Source organism: Limimaricola sp. AA108-03, from assembly GCF_050847355.1.
Lineage (GTDB): Bacteria > Pseudomonadota > Alphaproteobacteria > Rhodobacterales > Rhodobacteraceae > Limimaricola.
Window position 1 is genome coordinate 11384 of the sequence record NZ_CP193755.1, and the last position, 18167, is coordinate 29550.

Here is an 18167-nt window from a genome sequence, read left to right on the forward strand (position 1 = left end):
ACCGGCCTCGGCCGCCTTTCACGCGGTCATATCCAAGAAGCGGACATTTATCCCGAATGCTGCGAGGTTCGGCTTTCCGCGTGACCCTCCGGATCATCAGCATCACGCGCGACGGACCGATCCGCGCGTCCGATAAGCAGGTTCAGTCCAGGCTTCCGACCGATTGTAGGTATCGGTGCCGCTCGTCGGGGCCACTCTTGTGCCGAAGCTGCTCCACATGCGCCGCGAGGATCGGCAGATCCTCTGCCGCCCGGGACAGGGAGAACTCGAATGGCTGCCTGCCGCCGCGTGAAAGCCTTGCCAGCATGGCGCTGATCGGAACCAAGGCCGTGTCGAGCGATGTCGCGGCACCGGTAAGGCGTTCGGCGATCTTGTCCGCCATGCCACTGGGGGCCCGCCCCTCCGGGCGCATTGACGCCCGAACCACGGCTTCCTCGGCTCGGGCAGGCCGATAGCCCGCCGCCATTACCCGGTCGATCAGGTCGCGGTCCTCGCGGCTTGGCAGAGCGCGGAAACCACCGACCGCGCGATAGACCGCCCGGCGTATTCCGAGATTGGCCCCGCCGGCGGTGTTGAGCCCGATCGAGGTCGTTTCGTCCTCCGAGACGAGGCGCGCGAACTCCATCGAGAGCCGCATGTAATCGTCCTCGATCTGGCCGCCGCGCCGCACCTTCTCGAGCATCTCCGGAGGCAGGTCGTCGAGCCCCTCGATGCGGCCCAGCACCGCCGGATGCGTCTCGAGCGCGGCTCTCATGGCGCCGATCCAGCCCGGCTCCGCTTGGCAGTCGGCATCGGTGGATAGAAAGGCCGTGGCTTGCGGGCTGAACCGCATCGCCAGGAGATGCCCGAGCCGACGCGCCCGCCCGACGCCGCCGCGCGGTAACCAAATTTCGCTCAGCATCAGGGCCAGCCCATGCTGACGGGCGCGGTCGCGGACGATCGCCGCCGTGTCGTCCTCGGTGTTGTTCACGCAGACATGGAAGGCACAATCCCGCCGCCCCTCCTGCGCCGCCAGCGCATCGAGACAGGCGCCGATGCGCTCGGCCTCGTTGCAGGCGGGGATGACCACCACCGCACCGGCGGTCGCGACCGCGTCGTGGCCGAAGACCTCGCAGACCGGTTTCATCGCCCTTCCTCCGCCACGTCGATGCGGTAGCGGTCGGTCGAGGTCACGCACCGCAACGCCCTGCGGCTACTGGCGCGGAAAATCTCGAGCGCTTCCTCTCCCTGAAGCGCATTGCCGCTCGGCCCCAGCCAGGTCACGCAGACCAGATCGGCGGCAGGCCAGCGCCGGTCGATCTGCTGCGCGAGGGCGACAAGTCCCGGAGGGTCGAGGAAGTAGAGCACTTCCGACAGCAGCAGCAGGTCATAGTCTCCTCCCGGCAGCGGGGCCGGCAGGAATAGCCGGTGAAAACGCCCTTCCGGGATAATCTGCCTGGCGGCGTCGAGCGCCGTCTGCACCGCGTCGACACCGGTATAGGCCGCGCAGCGTGGTGCGACATGGCGCGCCAGCTCGCCATTGCCGCAGCCCAGTTCCAGCGCGGAACGGTAGGTGCGTCGCGGCAAAGCTGCGCAGGTGGCGCGGAACTTGGCCTGCTCGTAGGCGCTGGTGCGAAACGACCACGGATCGTCGCCTACAGCGTAGATCCGTTCCAGCTGATCGCATGACACCGCGGTCATGCCGCCCCCTCGAAGTAGATTTCGTCGCCGGTTTCGAATTGCGTGCGGAAGGATTCGGGCAGGACGAAGCCGTCGGGATCGTCCTGCACCACCTGCCCGAGTTGGCTGCGATGCGCGGCGATGGCCGCGGCCTTTGCCTCGCGCGATGCGGAGATGTCGAAGCGATGCTCGATGCGATGCGGCAGGCGTGCCCGGTAGGAGGGATCGTGCCAGCCCGACCAGACGGGATAGAACAGCAGCCGCGTGCCCGCGCGCAGGGCGGCGATGCGGGCAATCTCGGCCGTGGCCTCGTGATCGCAATGCGGGTCGGTCGGGGCGGGCGCGATGAGAACCCGGGCAGCTGCCGCATGAATGATTTCCACTACCGCTTCGGCGATTTCGTCGAAGCGGTGTGCGAGCCCGGCCATGCCCGCATCGGGCAACCCGAGCCGGGTAACGCGGGCCGGATCGCCGCCGAGCGCCGCGATCGCTGCCTCGAGTTCGCGCGCCCGCAGCCCGGCCAGCCGCGCCCGGGGCCATTCGAGAGACCCCGGATGCGAGGCACCGCCATCTGTCATGCAGATCACACGCGCGCCCGGTCCCGCGAAGGCCTTGGCCAGCAGCGCGCCGCAGCCCAGCGACTCGTCATCGGGATGCGGCGCGAGCACGACCGGAGGGCGGCCCTCGGTCAGGTCATGGAGGTTCGCCTTGCGCATGAGATCAGCCATCGAGCCAGTCTCCCAACGGCCTGTTCCCCATCAGAAATGCGCGCCCGACCTTCACCGAGAAGGCGTCTCGCGCCGCCTGGCGCATGTAGCAGGCGAGGTCGCGGGCCATGCGTCCGACCCGGTCCGCTTCGTCGAACATCGACAGGCCCACCGAGCGCTCGACCGCCGCGATCGCGTCTTGGCCGATCTCCTCGCCGAGAAGCCGCACCGACAGCGAACGCGTCGCGGCCACTTCCGGCGCCGCGATCCCTTCGTCTCCGCAGGCGATCTCACCGGCGCGCAGGATGGCGGGCCAGGCCGAGACCACGCGGCCGGCGATCGGCGCCAGCCGCAACAGATGCGCTTCGGCTTCCTCCTGACCGCGAGCCCGCAACGCATCGGACGCCCGTTCCAGCAGCCCCACGATCCCGCCCAGCGTCACGGCGGCGATACGCCAGGTGCCGCCGAGGAAATGCGGCTCACGCGTGTAGACATCCGGCCCGCCGAGCGGCCGCCCCGGCAGCCCTTCGCAATCGAAGCCTCCGGAGCGGCTGTCCTGCATGCCGGACATGCGCCAGGCGCCCGGATCATGGCGCGTCGCATCCCGGGCATCGACAATGAACAGCCGCTGCCCTTCCGGTGATGCCGCACTCACGATGGCGCGGTCGACATGGCCCAGCCCGGAGGCAAAGCGCTTGGCACCCGAGAGCCGATCGCCGGTTTCCGTGACGGATTTGGCACCGTCGGCGCCCCATACCCCGAACAGCCATCCCGCCTCCATCTGCGCCCGGCATTCCGACCGTAGCTCCGGGTCGGCATAGGTCTCGATGAGGTGGCGGGCATTCACATGGCCCTCGTAGAGCCGGCCGAGCGACAGGTCGGCCTCACCGATCCGGCGCATGGCCCGCGCCGCGGCTTTCCAGTCCGCTGCCTCAAGAAGGCCGGCACAGCGCAGAAGATGTACCGCTTCATCGAAATCACGCTGCGCCGCCTGCTCCAGACGCGACTGCAAGGACCGGTCAACACCGCCCTCATCGGGCGCGCCTCGTCTCGGCTCTTTTTCGAATTGTCGAGGCATGGCAGGTTTCGATGCTTCCTTTGCCGCAACAACCTGCGGGGGGAGCCACCAGTTCCTAAGCCCGAATGACGCGGGAAACGCTGTGCCGAAGGAGATGAATGGCCGTGGGCGAAAGCCCTGCCGGCGGGCTGAGTTCCCGCGCTCGGGACCATCGCCGGGCACCACCCATACCCGCTCTCGTTGGATCGCGAGAGCCGACCGCCGCTCTCGTTGGACAGGACGAAGCGGATCGGCTCGGCGTTTCTTCCGATGGGCCACCGCATTGGAGAGGAAGGCAGCCCCCCCTGCGGGATGGTCAGGAACCGCTCCCCATGCGTTCGACCCGTGATGGCGAACAAGCCGCAGGAGGATGAGGAGGAGAGCGCCTCTCCGGGGCCTTGAAAGCCGCCTCGGGATCGGCTGGAGATGCGTGGACGGAGATATGCCCCCTGCGGGGAACCGGGCCTGATAGACGCGCCCACGGCAGGCACTATCTTCCTGCCATGGATCTCACGAACCTTCTCGGCGACGCCTCGTCGGACCTGACGGCCTTTCAGCTGGGCCTGCGAGCCATTGTGGTCTTCGTTTTCGCCGTCGCCCTGTTCCGCCTCCTGCCCCGGAAGTCGCTTGCCAACACCTCGGTCATCGACGTGGTGCTGACCGTGCTGATCGGCTCCAGCTTGAGCCGCGCTTTGACGGGTAATGCTCCGCTTGGGCCCGTGATGGTGGCCTGCATTGTCCTTGGGGGGCTCTGGGTCGCGATGGGCTGGCTCGCGATCCACAGCGAGGTGTTCTCACGGCTGTTGAAGGGAAGGCCTCTCGAAGTGATCCGAAACGGGACGGTGGACGAAGCCGTGCTACGTCATGCCCAGATGGGACGGCGTGATCTTGAGCAGAAGATCCGTGGTCAGGGATATGCCCGTATCGAAGATGTGCCGCTGGCCTATATCGAGAGAAACGGCTCGGTCTCGGTGGTGTCCGATGATTGACTGCAGGCATCCAACCAAGACCTTCACCGCGGCCCGAATCTGGAAGCGGATCGAAGGCAGGCAGCGCCGAATGATCGAAGTTGGAAGCCTGTCACTTCGTCCATGCTGGCACGGGCAAGGGGCCTTGGGTCATATACGGATTGGAGACGGGATAATGGATGCGGGGCGCCTTCAAGCCCGAGCCGTGCTCCGGTTGAAGCATCCTGGTCTTTCCGGAAATAGGCTTTCGTGCCGGTTGGGGGATGCGGGAATGCTCTAGACCACGGCCGCGGGAGGCATCACGCGTCTGGAGCGAATGTCCCAACCGAGGCCGAAGGTACCATCGCATCGACCCGCAGTGTCGTAGGGTCGATGCTGGGCATCGCTACCGATTTCTGCCCGGCGGGCCGGGGCCGGTTCCGTAAGGTTCGGGGCCATGGCTCTGGATCGGCCCTTCAAGTGAACTAATTTTCGATCTCAGCGATTGGCCATGGCGTATGCGACCGAGACGGATGGGTGAGAGATGAGCGATCAGGCGCATCGGACGGCAAGTGATCGGGAAACCGAGCGCGGGAACGACTTCGATCGGGCCCGCGAGCAGGCGCAGCGCATGCAGATCCACGCCGAATCCGGGGTGCTGTTCGAGCAGGCGATGGCGCAGACGCGCATGGCGATCTGCCTGGCCGACCCCAACCAGGAAGATCAGCCGATCGTCTTCGTCAACCGCGCCTTCCGCGAGCTGACCGGCTATGAGGAGGACGAGATCGTCGGCCGCAACTGCCGGTTCCTGCAGGGCCCCGGGACCGACCCGGCGCAGGTGCGCAAGCTGCGCGAGGCGATCGCCTCCGAGGACGTGGTGGTGGTGGAGCTGCTGAACTACCGCAAGGATGGCAGCACCTTCTGGAACGCGCTGCATCTGGGGCCGATCTACAACGAGGACGGCTCGGTCCGCTATCTCTTCGGCTCGCAATGGGACGTGACCGATGTCCATGCGGCGCGGGCCGACGAGAAGCACGCGCGGATGATGGAGCGCGAGATCAGCCACCGCATGAAGAACATGTTCGCGGTGATCTCCTCGATCGTCACCATGACCGGCAAGCTCGACGGGGCCGAGGGGCTGGCCGAGAAGATCAACGCGCGGATCAGGTCGCTGGGCCGCGCGCACGAGGCGATGCTCGAGGTCTCCTTCACCGAAGGGCCGACCGATCCGCGCAAGCTGTTCGAGGATCTCCTGACCCCCTATGCGCCGCAGGGGCGGGACAGCCTGACGCTGAGCGGGGGCAAGGTGCCGCTCGACAGCAACGTGGTCTCGGTGCTGGCGCTGACGCTGCACGAGCTGGCGATCAACGCGGTCAAGCATGGGGCCTTCGCCGCGCAGGAGGGGCACGTGTCGCTGGAATGGCAGGTGATCGACGGTTCCGATGGAGACGGGCGGCTGCGGCTGCTCTGGACCGAGACCGGCGGTGCCGATCCGGGCCCCGGGCCGGAGCGCTACGGTGTCGGCATGACGATCATCGGTCGAATGCTCGCCATGGGCGAGGGCGAGATCCGCTACGACTGGCGCGCCGAGGGGTTGCGCGTCGACATCCAATTCCCGACCAGTATCTGAGGCTGTAATGAACATGATGGACCGCTCGACCGATGCCGGCCGCGCCAGCCTTTCGGGCAAGACCATCCTCGTGGTCGAGGACGAGGTGCTGATCGCGATGGACATCAACGAGAGCCTAGAAGAGGCGGGCGCGCGGGTGGTCTATGGCCGCAACCTGCGACAGGGGCTCGAGCGGGTGGAACAGCCGATCGACGTCGCCCTGCTCGACGTCTCGCTCGGGCATTCGGAGACCTGCCTTCCGATCGTCGAGAGGTTGCGGGCGCGGGGCGTGCCCTTCGTGCTGCATTCGGGCGATGTGCAGCGCCTCGGCGAGACGATCACCAATATCGGCGCGCCGGTACTGGAAAAACCCTGCGACCTCGCCGTGATCCGGCGCGCCTTGGTCGAGGCGCTCGCGACCGTCTGAGCGTTCGGACGAATCGCGCTTTCGCTCAGCTGCAACTCGCGGTTATCCCGATCAGCGAAACGAAATTCCTTATGGTTGAGTTGCCCGTTTTCATTTCGCGGCATTCGCCGGCAAATGTCATTGCAATCGTTCCGCGAAAACCAACCTGCTGACAAAAACTTAGAGTGCAGCGTCCTGCGGACCGGGCATAACAATGTTACAGAAATTCAGCCTCGAATGGTCGCATTGTTGCGAAATTCGCCAAAAAATAGTAGTTTGAGCCTACCGATGACGCAGCGTAAGCCTATTTAAGCGGCGTTGCCTTCGGTTCATTCACCGTTAGATGGCTTTCCCCCGGTCACGCGTCGGAACGGGGAAGTCGTCCTTTAATAAATGATTGGAAACGCCATGAAAACGTTGCTTCTGGCGAGCGGTCTGTTTTGTGCCGCTCTGATAATTCCATCTTTATCCTCGGGCCAAATGGCAGCGCAGAAAACTCCGACCTATTTCGACGGCGTCATCTCCAAGCTCACGGAAAATGGCTATCGCGACGCCCGGCTCGTCAATGCGGAGGCGCGCCGGATCGTCGCCTTCGACGCCACGGGCAGCGAGGTATCACTGACCATTCATCCGCGCGATGGGAGCATCGAGACCTGGGACTACGTCAGGCTGCTCGACCGTTGATCGATCAAGGCGCAAGGGAGGAAACTAATATGAAATCGACCATTCGCATCACCATCGTGATCGGCCTGCTGGTCGCGGGCTCGATCGCCAGCGCGCAGGCGGCGCGGGTGCCGCAGCGCGTTCAGGACTTCGCCAGCCTCGGCTGGACGATAACGGGTCATCTGGGACAGTCGGAGGGGCAGGAACGGATGCTGGTCCGCGATTCCGAAGGGCAGGAACGGGTCGCGGTGCTGCACTCCTATTCGGGTCTCGTCACCTTCGAGAAACTGCCGCATCCGGCGGAACGCTGAACCGGTCCCGCAGCGAAAGAGGGGCGGCCGGGAGGGCCGCCCCTCGGGACGTCTCAGCCCTTCTTCAGGGCCTTCTGGCCCAGCACTTCGGCGATCTGCACCGCGTTGAGCGCCGCGCCCTTGCGCAGGTTGTCGGAGACGCACCACAGGTTCAGGCCGTTCTCGACGGTGCTGTCCTGGCGAATGCGCGAGATGAAGGTGGCGAAGTCGCCGACGCATTCGACCGGCGTCACGTAGCCACCGGGCTCGCGCTTGTCGATCACCATGATGCCGGGGGCCTCGCGCAGGATGTCGCGGGCCTCGTCCTCGTCGAGGAACTCCTCGAACTCGATGTTGAGCGCCTCGGAATGGCCGACGAAGACCGGGACCCGCACGCAGGTGGCGGTGAGCTTGATGGCGGGGTCGAGGATCTTCTTGGTCTCGACGACCATCTTCCACTCTTCCTTGGTGCCGCCGTCCTCCATGAAGACGTCGATATGCGGGATCACGTTGAAGGCGATCTGGCGCGGATAGACCGAGGGCTCGACCTCCTGGCCGGGCACGTACATGCCCTTGGTCTGGTTCCACAGCTCGTCGATCGCGTCCTTGCCGGTGCCCGAGACCGACTGGTAGGTCGAGACGACGACGCGCTTGATCTTGGCGCGGTCATGCAGCGGCTTGAGCGCCACGACCATCTGCGCGGTCGAGCAGTTCGGGTTCGCGATGATGTTCTTCTTGGTGTAGCCCATCACCGCGTCGGCATTGACCTCGGGCACCACCAGCGGCACCTCGGGGTCCATGCGGTAGAGCGACGAGTTGTCGATCACCACGCAGCCCTGCGAGGCGGCCTTGGGAGCGTATTCCTTGGTGGCCTCGGAGCCCACGGCGAAGAGCGCGATGTCCCAGCCGGTGAAGTCGAAGGCGGCGAGGTCCTGGGTTTTCAAAGTTCGATCGCCGAAGCTCACCTCGGTGCCGAGCGAGCGGCGGCTGGCGAGAACGGCGATTTCCTCAATCGGAAACGCGCGCTCGTCCAGGATGTTGAGCATTTCGCGACCCACGTTGCCCGTGGCGCCGACGACGACGACCTTGTAGCCCATGTTCTGGAGCCTCCTGAAAGTTCGAGCGGTCCCTACACGTTTCGCGACGGAAGGGAAAGCGCCCGCAGGCGGTTCAAAGCTGTCATGCGGGGAAAAACTGGTCGGAGTGAGAGGATTCGAACCTCCGACCCCCTGCTCCCGAAGCAGGTGCGCTACCAGGCTGCGCTACACTCCGACCGTGGCGCCGACCTAACGCCTTGTTTGCGGCTTTGCAAGAGGGGCCGCGTTCATTCCGCGCGGAAACGCCCGGGCCGCAGGAACCGCTTGAGCACGCTGGCGCGCGGCGCCGATCCGGTCTCGTAGCGCAGCCGGGTCTGCGAGACGGGACGGTGCGCCGAGTTGCCGCCGCGGCCCTCGCGCGCCACGATGTAGATGCCCGAGGCGATGATGATGCCGGCGCCCAGCGCCGTGGGCCCGTCGGGCAATTCGTCGAAGAACAGCGCGCCGTAGCCGGTGGCCCAGATGATCTGGCTGTACTGCATCGGCGCGACCACCACCGCCTCGCCGGTGGAGTAGGCCGCGACCATGATACGGCCGCCGGTCCAGCCCAGTACCGCGATCAGCGCCATCAGCCCGAAATCCTCGAGCGGCATCGGCTTGTAGACGAAGCTCAGCGCCGCGCCCATCAGCACGAAGTTGGCGACCATCGGGTAGAGCAGCAGCACCACCGGCCGCTCGTCATGGCCGATCTTGCGCACCACGATCGAGGCGGTCGAGCCGCCGACCGCGACGCCAAGCGCCGCGAGATGGCCCAACGACAGCTCGGTCTGGCCGGGGCGCAGCACGATCAGCACGCCGGCGAGGCCGACCAGCACCGCCGCCCAGCGGCGGGCGCCGACGGTCTCGCCCAGCACCGGGATCGCCAGCACGGTGATCAGCAGCGGCGTCGCGAAGATCAACGCGTAGACCTGAGCCAGCGGCAGCACCGAAAAGGCGTAGAAGGCGCAGATCGCCGTCAGGAAACCGGCGCAGGTGCGCAGCGCGACCCACCATGGGTGGCGCGGGCGCAGCGTGCCGGGTTCGGGGTCGCCGATGATCATCACAAGCGCCAGCGGGAAGGCCAGCGTCACCGAGAAGAAGATCAACTGCACCGGCGAGTAGCCGCTGCCCAGCACCTTGATGACCACGTCATGCGTGGCGAAGACGCCGAAGGACACAAGCGCCAGCAGCGCGCCTTTCGCATTGTCGCCCATGCGCGTTCTCCCGGTCAGGCTGGTGGTGTTAGCGCCAGCAATGGCCGAGCCCGGGGTGCGATGCAACCCGGGGTCAAGCGTTGCGGGCGGGTTTCCCCGCCCGCAAGCGGATCAGAGCGAAGCGTCGAGCGCGGCGATGATCGCGTCGCCCATCTCGGCGGTGGAGATCGGCGTGCCGCCCTCGGGGCCGAGCAGGTCGGCGGTGCGCTTGCCATCGGCCAGCACCTTCTCGACGGCCTGTTCGAGGCGGGTCGCCTCGTCGCCCTTGTCGAAGCTGTAGCGCAGCGCCATGGCGAAGCTCAGGATGCAGGCGATCGGGTTCGCCTTGCCCTGACCGGCGATGTCGGGGGCCGAGCCGTGCACCGGCTCGTAGAGCGCCTTGGGGCGGCCATTGGCCATCGGCGCGCCCAGGCTCGCAGAGGGCAGCATGCCCAAGCTACCGGTGAGCATCGCGGCGGCGTCCGAAAGGAGGTCGCCGAACAGGTTGTCGGTGACGATCACGTCGAACTGCTTGGGCCAGCGGCAGAGCTGCATGGCGCCGGCATCGGCATACATGTGGCTCAGCTCGACGTCCGGGTACTCGGCCTCGTGGATCTCGGTCACCACCTGGCGCCAGAGCACGCCCGATTCCATGACGTTGGCCTTCTCCATCGAGCAGACCTTGTTGCCCCGGCGGCGGGCCAGCTCGAAGGCCGAGCGCGCGACGCGGGCGATCTCGCTCTCGGTATAGCGCTGGGTGTTGATGCCGACGCGCTCGTTGCCTTCCTTGTGGATGCCGCGCGGCTCGCCGAAATAGACGCCCGAGGTCAGCTCGCGCACGATCATGATGTCGAGCCCGGCGACCACGTCGCGCTTGAGCGAGGAGAAGTCGGCCAGCGCGTCGAAGCACTGCGCCGGGCGCAGGTTCGAGAACAGGTCCATTTCCTTGCGCAGGCGCAGCAGGCCGCGCTCGGGCTTCACCGAGAAGTCGAGCGTGTCGTATTTCGGCCCGCCCACGGCACCGAGCAGCACGGCGTCGGCGTTCTGCGCGCGTTCCATCGTCGCGTCGGTGAGCGGCGTGCCATGCGCGTCATAGGCGGCGCCGCCGACGAGATCCTCTTCGACGTCGAAGGCGAGGTCGCGCTTCTCGCCGTACCAGCCGATGATCTTCTTCACCTCGTTCATGACTTCGGGACCGATGCCGTCGCCGGCGAGGATCAGAAGGGAAGGATTGGACACGTTGCGGGCTCCGGATTGAAACGAATGGAATGGCGATGCGGTAGCCTGTGGCCGCCGCAGGGTCAAGTTCGCGCCCCGTCCCCCGATGCCGCGCGCCAACCCGAGACCGGATGCCGTGTGAACCTGAGAAGGGCAGACGAGGCGGCGCGCCCCCTTGGTTCATCTTTCCTGAAATACGCAAATCCCGCCGACGACCCGATGCGCTCACTCCAGTTCGAGGTCGACCCAGACCAGCCGGTGCGCCGAGGCCTTGGCCGCGGCTTCGGCCAGCGGGCCTGTGACGGGCCAGGTCACGCCGGCGCCGGTGACCCGCAGCCCTGCGCGCGAGGGCAGAACGTAATCGACCCGCAGGTTGCCCGGCCCCTCCGGCGGGTCTTCCCAATCGGCGGTATCGAGCGCCGGATCGCCCGCCTGGCCCGGCGTGGCGTTCGCGCGGCCGCCGGGGCTGCGGGGCTGGGGGTCGACGAGGCGCGGATCGGCGAGCAGGGCGCGCATCGCGGCGCGGCGGCCCTCGCCATCGGCCGGGTCGAGATTGGCAAGGCCGATGATCGCGAAGGGCGGCGCCGGTGGTGGGCCGAGATCGCCGTCCAGAAACCGCATCCAGAGCCGGATCTCGTCGCGATTGCGCAGCCCGTTGAGATCCTCGGGCCCGTCGAAGACCGGCGGCGTGGCGGCGAAGGCCATGAGGGTGAGGGGCCCCTGCGGCGTCTCGGCCAGCACCACCCAGTGCCCGGTGCTCGACAGGCGTCGCGCGGCCTGCGCCTCGGCCGATGGAAAGGGGGCGTCGCCCGTTTTGGGCTGCGCCGCGCCGGGCAGGTCGCGCCAGAGCCACCCGGTGAAGTCGTGCACGAGGGAGACCGGAAAGCGCGACAGCAGCGCCATCGCGCCGTCGCCGGTGAAGCGGCCATAGCCATGGGCGTCGCGCGGCCGGTCGCGGCGACCATCGCCGTCGAGATCCAGCCCGGAGGCCAGCCCGGCATTCGAGGGCGGGGCGAGGAGATAGGGGTAATCCGGTCCGCCCGTCTCGCGCAGCAGCGCCGCGAAGGCCGCAAGCGCGACACCTCGGGCATCGCGGTCGAAACCGGTAAGCAGCAGCATGTCGGGAGCGGTGTCGGTAATGACGCGGGCAACGGCCGTGACCTGTGCCTCGCCCCGGCGGATGTCACGCAGCAGCAGTCCGGGGCCGTCGCGGCTCAGCGCCGGGGCGTAGGTGGCGAGCCGCAGGGGTTCGGCCGAGAGGGGGGGCGCCAGAGGCGCGAGCGGGGCGGCAAGAAGGACGGCGAGAAGGGCGCGACCGAGGCGCGCCCCAAGGCTCACGCGGGCATCAGCCCGGCTTCGCGCGCCGAGGCTCGCTCGCGCTGGGCGCCGATCATGTCGGCGACGCGCTGCAGCGCCACGCCGCGCATCAGCAGGCTCGCTGGCAGGAAGGCCCAGCCGGTCATGGTCCAGATCAGCGTATGTGGGTTCGACAGGTCGATCGGCCCGAAGATCGGCGCGCCGATGTTGAACAGGGCCGGCACGATGAAGGGCAGCAGGAAGCCCAGCACGAGGTTGACCTGCCCGTCGCGACGCAGGCGCCAGATCACGTCCGGGCCCGAGGTCGGATCGAAAGTCGGCAGGTTGATCCAGACATTGAAATTGCCCGAGCGCATCGGCCAGCCCCGGAACCGCAGCAGCGCCACGAAGATCAGCAGCGACGCCAGCGACAGCAGGTAGCTCAGCGCGGCACCGACCCGGACCTGGTCGGCCAGCGCGCCGGAGGTGCCTTCCGGCAGGGTCAGCATCACCAGCCGCACCGGCGAATAGGGCATGTCGAGCGCGTGGCCCAGCGGCGCCGTCAGCGCCGCGACAAGCGCCGTGAAGGTGGAGGCGTCGTCGGCATGACCCGCCAGCAGCGACAGCAGGAACACCGAGAGCGCCGCCGTGGCGAAACGGATGCGGTTGAAGGGCGGCGCATCGCGGAATTCGACCAGGCTCGGCGACAGCGAGGTGTATTCGACCGCGGTGAACAGCCCCGCGGCGATCGCCACCAGCGCCACGATCTCCGGGGTGCCGGAACCGCCCGTCTGCAGCAGCATCGATGGTGTTGCGATCAGCAACATCATCAGCACCGCCCGCAGGAGTCCACCTGTCAGTCGCGCGACCATAGTCTGCCCATTCCTGCGCCGGGCGGCCACGTTTTGATATCGCGGCTCTTTACCGGCGAATTTCGGCCCAAGCGGGCCGTCATGCCTCAATCCTGCCACTATTTGTGCCCTTTCCCAGTTCAGGCGGCAACGCATAGTTCTCAAGAAGCGCTTGAACTGCGGCGCTTTTGCGACGGAGTCGGCACTGCAATGGACCGATAATGGGGCCTTCGATCAGCAACTTATGCCTTTTGGAGAGGGTATATAGTGGCTGTTCGGGCAGGTCCTACCAGACAGGGTAGGGCAGGCGTGACCTTACGGCACGGGAAACACTCCCTCGTCACAATGCGAAAAGGGCGGCCCGCCGGGCCGCCCTTTTCCTGTCCGAATCTTCGATCTCAGACCCAGGGTCGAGCCTGGCTCGCCTGGCTTTCGAAGCTGTCGATGGCGCTTGCCTTTTCCAGCGTCAGGCCGATGTCGTCGAGCCCCTCGAGCAGGCAGTGCTTGCGGAAGGGGTCGACCTCGAAGTGGAAGCTCTCGCCCTCGGAGGTGGTCACGGTCTGGTTCTCGAGGTCGATGTCGAGCCGCGCGTTCGAGCCCTTTTCGGCGTCCTTCATCAGCACGTCGACCTGCTCCTGGGGCAGCACGATCGGCAGGATGCCGTTCTTGAAGCAGTTGTTGAAGAAGATGTCGGCGAAGCTGGTCGAGATCACGCATTTGATCCCGAAATCCTTGATCGCCCAAGGCGCGTGCTCGCGCGACGAGCCGCAGCCGAAATTGTCGCCGGCGACGATGATCTCGGCGTTGCGGTAGGCCGGGTTGTTGAGCACGAAATCGGGGTTCTCCGACCCGTCGTCGAGATAACGCATCTCGGCGAACAGGTTCACGCCCAGCCCGGACCGCTTGATGGTCTTCAGGAACTGCTTGGGGATGATCATGTCCGTGTCGATGTTGACCAGCGGCATGGGGGCGGCGACGCCCGAGAAGCTTTCGAACTTGTCCATCACATCATCTCCCGCACGTCGGTCAGGTGTCCGGTGATCGCGGCGGCCGCCGCCATCGCCGGGCTCATCAGGTGGGTCCGCCCGCCCTTGCCCTGGCGCCCCTCGAAATTGCGGTTCGAGGTCGCGGCGCAGCGCTCGCCCGGGGCAAGCTGGTCGGGGTTCATCGCCAAGCACATCGAGCAGCCGGCGAGGCGCCACTCGAAGCCCGCCTCCTTGAAGATGTCGGCGAGGCCCTCTTCCTCGGCCTGGGCGCGCACGAGGCCCGAGCCCGGCACGACCATGGCACGCATGCCGTCCTTGATCTTCTTGCCCTTGAGGATCGCCGCGGCGGCGCGCAGATCCTCGATCCGGCCATTGGTGCAGGACCCGATGAAGACCGTGTCGATCTTGATCTCCTTGAGCGGCGTGCCGGCGGTCAGCCCCATGTAGTCGAGCGCGCGCTTGGCCGCCTCGACCTTGCCGCCCTTGAAGGCGCTCGGGTCTGGCACGACATCGGTGATCGGCAGAACGTCCTCGGGCGAGGTGCCCCAGGTGACGACCGGGGCGATGTCCTCGCCACGGATCGTGACGACCTTGTCCCAATGCGCGTCGTCATCGGAATAGAGCGTCTTCCACCACTCCATGGCGGCTTCCCACTGCGCACCCTTCGGCGCGTGCGGGCGGCCCTTCACATAGGCGAAGGTGGTCTCGTCGGGGGCGATCAGACCGGCGCGGGCGCCGCCTTCGATCGCCATGTTGCAGACCGTCATCCGGCCTTCCATCGACAGCGAGCGGATCGCCTCGCCGCAATACTCGATGACGTAGCCGGTGCCGCCGGCGGTGCCGGTCTTGCCGATCACCGAGAGGGTGATGTCCTTGGCGGTGACGCCCGGCGCCAGCTGGCCGGTGATCTCCACCTTCATGTTCTTGGACTTCGACTGGATCAGCGTCTGCGTGGCGAGCACGTGCTCGACCTCCGAGGTGCCGATGCCATGCGCCAGCGCCCCGAAGGCGCCATGCGTCGCGGTGTGGCTGTCGCCGCAGACCACGGTCATGCCGGGCAGGGTCCAGCCCTGCTCGGGGCCGACGATGTGGACGATGCCCTGACGCACGTCCGAGACCGGGTAGTAGTTGATGCCGAAGTCGCGGGCGTTCTTGTCGAGCGCCTCGACCTGGATCCGGCTGTCCTCGTTCTCGATGACCTTGTCGCGGCCCTCGGTGGTGGGGACGTTGTGGTCCGGCACGGCGATGGTCTTTTCGGGCGCGCGCACCTGGCGGCCGGCCATGCGCAGCCCCTCGAAGGCCTGCGGGCTGGTGACCTCGTGCACGAGGTGGCGGTCGATATAGAGCAGGCCGGTGCCGTCCTCGGCCTGATGGACGAGATGCGCGTCCCAGATCTTGTCGTAGAGTGTCTTGCCGGTCATGGAGTGGTCCTCTTGCGGCTGGATATGTCTGACAGGGCGCGCGGCTGCGCGCCGAAGGGTCGAGCGGGCGCCAGAGCGCCCCGCCGCGTCAAAGCCGCGCGAGGATCGTGCAGGTTGCGCCGAAGAACCGCCAGGGCAGGCGCGCGCGATCATCCATGTCGAAGACCCGAGTCATGGCGTTCAGATACTCCCTCGGACCCTTCGGCACAAGAGCCTGCGGCGGCTGGACCGGGGGGCGGCGGCGCTACATGCTCTGCACGTAAAAGAGAGGGTAGTGCGCGCGATGGAGCCGGAAACCGGGGTGGAGGAGGTGGCGGAGACCGCCACGGTGGAGGCCGAGGCGGCCGCCGCCGAAATGGCGGCGCAGGCGGCCGAGGCGCCGGAGGTTCTGGCCGAGGCGGCCGAGGATCTGGGCCATCGGCTGCTGAGCGATGCCGAGCGGGTGCTGCAGGGCGTGATGCAGCCCTGGAACGCGTGGCAGTTGCTGATCCTCTTCGGGGCCTTCGCGCTGGCGCATCTGGGTCGTGCCTGGCTCGGGCCGAAGCTGCATGACTGGATGCGGCACCGCGAAGGCTGGCCGCGCTGGCGGATGCGCTATGCGGTGACGCTGCACCGGCGTCTGCGCGCGGTGCTGTTCGTGACGCTGCTGTGGATCGCCGTGGCGGCGGTGCGGCAGTTCGACCCGCCAGCCGGCGCGGCGGTGCTGCGGATCGCCGCCAACCTCGCCACCGGCTGGCTCTTCGTGGCGCTGGTGTCGCGGCTGATCGTCAATCCGCTGTTGCGCGGCATCGTACGCTACGGCGCATGGGCCTGGATCACCCTGCGCATCCTCGACCTGACCACCGAGACGGCGCGGCTGCTCGACGGGCTCGCGATCCAGGCCGGCGATCTGCGGATCTCGGTGCTTTTGGTGCTGAAGGCGGCGCTGGTGCTGGGCGTCGCCTTCTTCGTGGCGCGGCTGCTGGCGCGCAGCTCGGCGCACCGGATCGAGAGCAACCGGGAGATCAGCCCTTCGATGCAGGTGCTGGCGGTCAAGCTCAGCCAGCTGCTGTTTTACGGCATCGCGGTCTTCGTCGGGTTGCGCGCGGTGGGGGTGGACCTCACCGGCCTCGCGGTGCTGTCGGGCGCGATCGGCGTCGGCCTCGGCTTCGGATTGCAGAAGGTGGTGTCGAACCTAGTCTCGGGGCTGATCATCCTGATGGACAAGTCGATCAAGCCCGGCGACGTGATCTCGGTCGGCCAGACCTTCGGCTGGATCTCGACGCTGGGCGCGCGCTACGCCTCCGTCGTCACCCGCGACGGCAAGGAATACCTGATCCCGAACGAGGACCTGATCACCACCCAGGTGGTGAACTGGACCCATTCCGACAACTCGGTGCGGATCGATCTGGATTTCGGCACCTCCTATGGCGACGATCCGCATCTGGTGCGCCGGGTCGCGATCGCGGCGGCGGCGGGCTGCGGGCGGGTTCTGGAAAAGCCGGCACCGGTCTGCCATATCACCGCCTTCGGCGATTCGAGCGTGAACTACCTGCTGCGCTTCTGGATCGACGACGCGACGGCGGGGCTCACCAATATCCGCGGCGACGTGTTTCTCGCTCTGTGGGACGCGTTCAAGGCCGAGGGCATCTCGATTCCCTTCCCGCAGCGCGAGGTCCGGGTGCTCGACGGCTCCGCCCTGCGTGTCGCGCGACCCACCGCCGAGTGATCGGATGCGAGGTGCGGGATCGTTGAAAACGACCCCCCCCCTTGCTACATTTGGAACATGCCCGGCGCCGGGGCAAAGTCGGCGGCGTGAAACCGGAGGATGATGACCTGTCCCTTTCCACCCAAGCGGCGCAAGCTGCTCCCCAGGGCGCGGGCCTGATGGCCGGGGCGCCCTCCGCGACGAGCGAAAAGCTGCTGGCAGCGATCCTCGTCTCCCTCGATGACGACAAGGCCGAAGACGTCGTGCAGATCGATCTGCGCGGGCGCTCCGAGATGGGCGATTACATGGTGATCGCATCGGGCCGCTCCTCGCGTCAGGTCGCCGCCATCGCCGAACACCTGACGGACAAGCTCAAGCAGGATTACGGCGTGCTCTCGAAGACCGAGGGCAAGGAGACCGGCGACTGGGTGCTGATCGATACCGGCGACGTGATCGTGCACGTGTTCCGACCCGAGGTGCGCGAGTTCTACCAGCTGGAGAAGATGTGGGCGCCCCAGGGGGCGGCCGCCGACGCCTTCCGCTGATGCGCGTCAGGATCTGCGCGGTGGGCCGGATGAAATCCGGCCCCGAGCGCGCCTTGGTCGAGGACTACACCACCCGGTTCGAACGGACCGGGCGGGCGCTGGGCCTCGGGCCGCTCACGATCACCGAGGTCGACGACCGCAAGGGCGGAGGCATGGCCGCCGAGGCGGCGCTGCTCGACCGCGCCATTCCCGGCGGCGCGGTGATCTGCGCCATGGACGAGCGCGGCCGCGAGATGAGCTCGCCCGATTTCGCGAACATGCTGGCGAGCTGGCGTGACCAGGGCCGGGCGGAAGTGGCCTTCGTGATCGGCGGCGCCGACGGCATCGACCCGGCGCTGCGTTCCCGCGCCGATGCCATGCTGTCCTTCGGCCCGATGGTCTGGCCGCACATGCTGGTGCGCGCGATGCTGAGCGAACAGCTCTACCGCGCCGCCTCGATCCTCGCCGGAGCGCCCTATCACCGGGTCTGAGATGGAGCCCGACGGCATGCTCTGACCCCGCGTCAGTGGACAATCGGAACGCTTTGGCTCAGGACTGGCGCGAAACGTTCCCGAGG

General features: G+C 67.1%; 19 protein-coding genes and 1 tRNA gene. 8 read left to right on the forward strand and 12 right to left on the reverse strand.

Translation table 11 applies throughout. From position 1 onward, the window contains the following. Window positions 1–142 precede the first annotated feature (142 nt). The 4 genes from ACRAQ3_RS00045 to ACRAQ3_RS00060 are packed head-to-tail and all read right to left on the reverse strand — an operon-like array spanning window position 143 to window position 3267. Window positions 143–1126, reverse strand: coding sequence for a glycosyltransferase (locus ACRAQ3_RS00045; protein WP_432255243.1), 984 nt, complete (start codon window positions 1124–1126; stop codon window positions 143–145). Beyond that, window positions 1123–1680 (reverse strand): class I SAM-dependent methyltransferase, encoded by a 558-nt coding sequence (locus ACRAQ3_RS00050; protein ID WP_432255244.1) that lies wholly within the window; start codon window positions 1678–1680, stop codon window positions 1123–1125. Before ACRAQ3_RS00050 ends, ACRAQ3_RS00045 begins: the two co-directional genes overlap by 4 nt. After that, a complete protein-coding gene (locus tag ACRAQ3_RS00055; RefSeq protein ID WP_432255245.1) occupies window positions 1677–2387 on the reverse strand; it encodes a PIG-L deacetylase family protein in 711 nt (236 codons plus the stop codon). The genes ACRAQ3_RS00050 and ACRAQ3_RS00055 overlap by 4 nt, the downstream gene beginning before the upstream one ends. Continuing rightward, the gene (locus ACRAQ3_RS00060) at window positions 2380–3267 is read right to left on the reverse strand and encodes an acyl-CoA dehydrogenase (RefSeq protein ID WP_432255246.1); all 888 of its coding nucleotides are present in this window, start codon (window positions 3265–3267) and stop codon (window positions 2380–2382) included. Before ACRAQ3_RS00060 ends, ACRAQ3_RS00055 begins: the two co-directional genes overlap by 8 nt. A 659-nt stretch (window positions 3268–3926) precedes the next feature. On the opposite strand from ACRAQ3_RS00060, the gene ACRAQ3_RS00065 reads away from it, so the two are divergent. From ACRAQ3_RS00065 to ACRAQ3_RS00085, 5 genes are all read left to right on the forward strand, one after another. Next, window positions 3927–4412 (forward strand): DUF421 domain-containing protein, encoded by a 486-nt coding sequence (locus ACRAQ3_RS00065; protein WP_432255247.1) that lies wholly within the window; start codon window positions 3927–3929, stop codon window positions 4410–4412. 502 nt (window positions 4413–4914) lie between these two features. After that, entirely contained in the window at window positions 4915–6000 is a 1086-nt protein-coding gene (locus tag ACRAQ3_RS00070; protein ID WP_269395425.1) for a PAS domain-containing protein, read from the forward strand. A 16-nt stretch (window positions 6001–6016) separates the two neighbouring features. Next, window positions 6017–6406, forward strand: a complete 390-nt coding sequence (locus ACRAQ3_RS00075; protein ID WP_269395426.1) for a response regulator — start codon at window positions 6017–6019, stop codon at window positions 6404–6406. A gap of 387 nt (window positions 6407–6793) precedes the next feature. Next, window positions 6794–7069 (forward strand): hypothetical protein, encoded by a 276-nt coding sequence (locus ACRAQ3_RS00080; RefSeq protein ID WP_432255248.1) that lies wholly within the window; start codon window positions 6794–6796, stop codon window positions 7067–7069. Window positions 7070–7098: 29 nt separating this feature from the next. Further along, window positions 7099–7359 (forward strand): hypothetical protein, encoded by a 261-nt coding sequence (locus ACRAQ3_RS00085; RefSeq protein ID WP_269395428.1) that lies wholly within the window; start codon window positions 7099–7101, stop codon window positions 7357–7359. A gap of 53 nt (window positions 7360–7412) precedes the next feature. Here the strand turns inward: ACRAQ3_RS00085 and ACRAQ3_RS00090 are convergent, their stop codons facing one another. From ACRAQ3_RS00090 to leuC, 8 genes are all read right to left on the reverse strand, one after another. Next, on the reverse strand, window positions 7413–8435 hold the full coding sequence (locus tag ACRAQ3_RS00090; protein WP_432255249.1) for an aspartate-semialdehyde dehydrogenase: 1023 nt from the start codon (window positions 8433–8435) through the stop codon (window positions 7413–7415). A 98-nt stretch (window positions 8436–8533) separates the two neighbouring features. Continuing rightward, window positions 8534–8610 (reverse strand) — tRNA-Pro (locus ACRAQ3_RS00095). 52 nt (window positions 8611–8662) lie between these two features. After that, a complete protein-coding gene (locus ACRAQ3_RS00100) occupies window positions 8663–9628 on the reverse strand; it encodes a DMT family transporter (protein ID WP_269395430.1) in 966 nt (321 codons plus the stop codon). Between the two features lie 111 nt (window positions 9629–9739). Beyond that, window positions 9740–10846: a 3-isopropylmalate dehydrogenase gene (gene leuB, locus ACRAQ3_RS00105; RefSeq protein ID WP_269395431.1), complete on the reverse strand. Its 1107-nt coding sequence runs from the start codon at window positions 10844–10846 to the stop codon at window positions 9740–9742. 204 nt (window positions 10847–11050) lie between these two features. Next, on the reverse strand, window positions 11051–12163 hold the full coding sequence (locus ACRAQ3_RS00110; protein ID WP_432255250.1) for an endonuclease/exonuclease/phosphatase family protein: 1113 nt from the start codon (window positions 12161–12163) through the stop codon (window positions 11051–11053). Then, window positions 12160–12951 carry a hypothetical protein gene (locus tag ACRAQ3_RS00115; protein ID WP_269395433.1) on the reverse strand — a complete coding sequence of 264 codons (792 nt, stop codon included), beginning with the start codon at window positions 12949–12951 and terminating at the stop codon, window positions 12160–12162. Before ACRAQ3_RS00115 ends, ACRAQ3_RS00110 begins: the two co-directional genes overlap by 4 nt. Window positions 12952–13370: 419 nt before the next feature. Further along, entirely contained in the window at window positions 13371–13976 is a 606-nt protein-coding gene (gene leuD, locus ACRAQ3_RS00120) for a 3-isopropylmalate dehydratase small subunit (RefSeq protein ID WP_269395434.1), read from the reverse strand. Continuing rightward, window positions 13976–15379 carry a 3-isopropylmalate dehydratase large subunit gene (gene leuC, locus ACRAQ3_RS00125; RefSeq protein WP_432255251.1) on the reverse strand — a complete coding sequence of 468 codons (1404 nt, stop codon included), beginning with the start codon at window positions 15377–15379 and terminating at the stop codon, window positions 13976–13978. The genes leuD and leuC overlap by 1 nt, the downstream gene beginning before the upstream one ends. 283 nt (window positions 15380–15662) lie before the next feature. Between leuC and ACRAQ3_RS00130 the strand changes: the two genes are divergently transcribed. The 3 genes from ACRAQ3_RS00130 to rlmH all read left to right on the forward strand — a co-directional run bounded on the left by ACRAQ3_RS00130 (window position 15663) and on the right by rlmH (window position 18081). Continuing rightward, window positions 15663–17087, forward strand: a complete 1425-nt coding sequence (locus ACRAQ3_RS00130) for a mechanosensitive ion channel family protein (RefSeq protein ID WP_432255252.1) — start codon at window positions 15663–15665, stop codon at window positions 17085–17087. Between the two features lie 158 nt (window positions 17088–17245). Then, window positions 17246–17611, forward strand: a complete 366-nt coding sequence (rsfS, locus tag ACRAQ3_RS00135; protein ID WP_085895134.1) for a ribosome silencing factor — start codon at window positions 17246–17248, stop codon at window positions 17609–17611. Then, window positions 17611–18081, forward strand: coding sequence for a 23S rRNA (pseudouridine(1915)-N(3))-methyltransferase RlmH (gene rlmH / locus ACRAQ3_RS00140; RefSeq protein WP_432255253.1), 471 nt, complete (start codon window positions 17611–17613; stop codon window positions 18079–18081). The genes rsfS and rlmH overlap by 1 nt, the downstream gene beginning before the upstream one ends. Window positions 18082–18167: the final 86 nt, after the last annotated feature.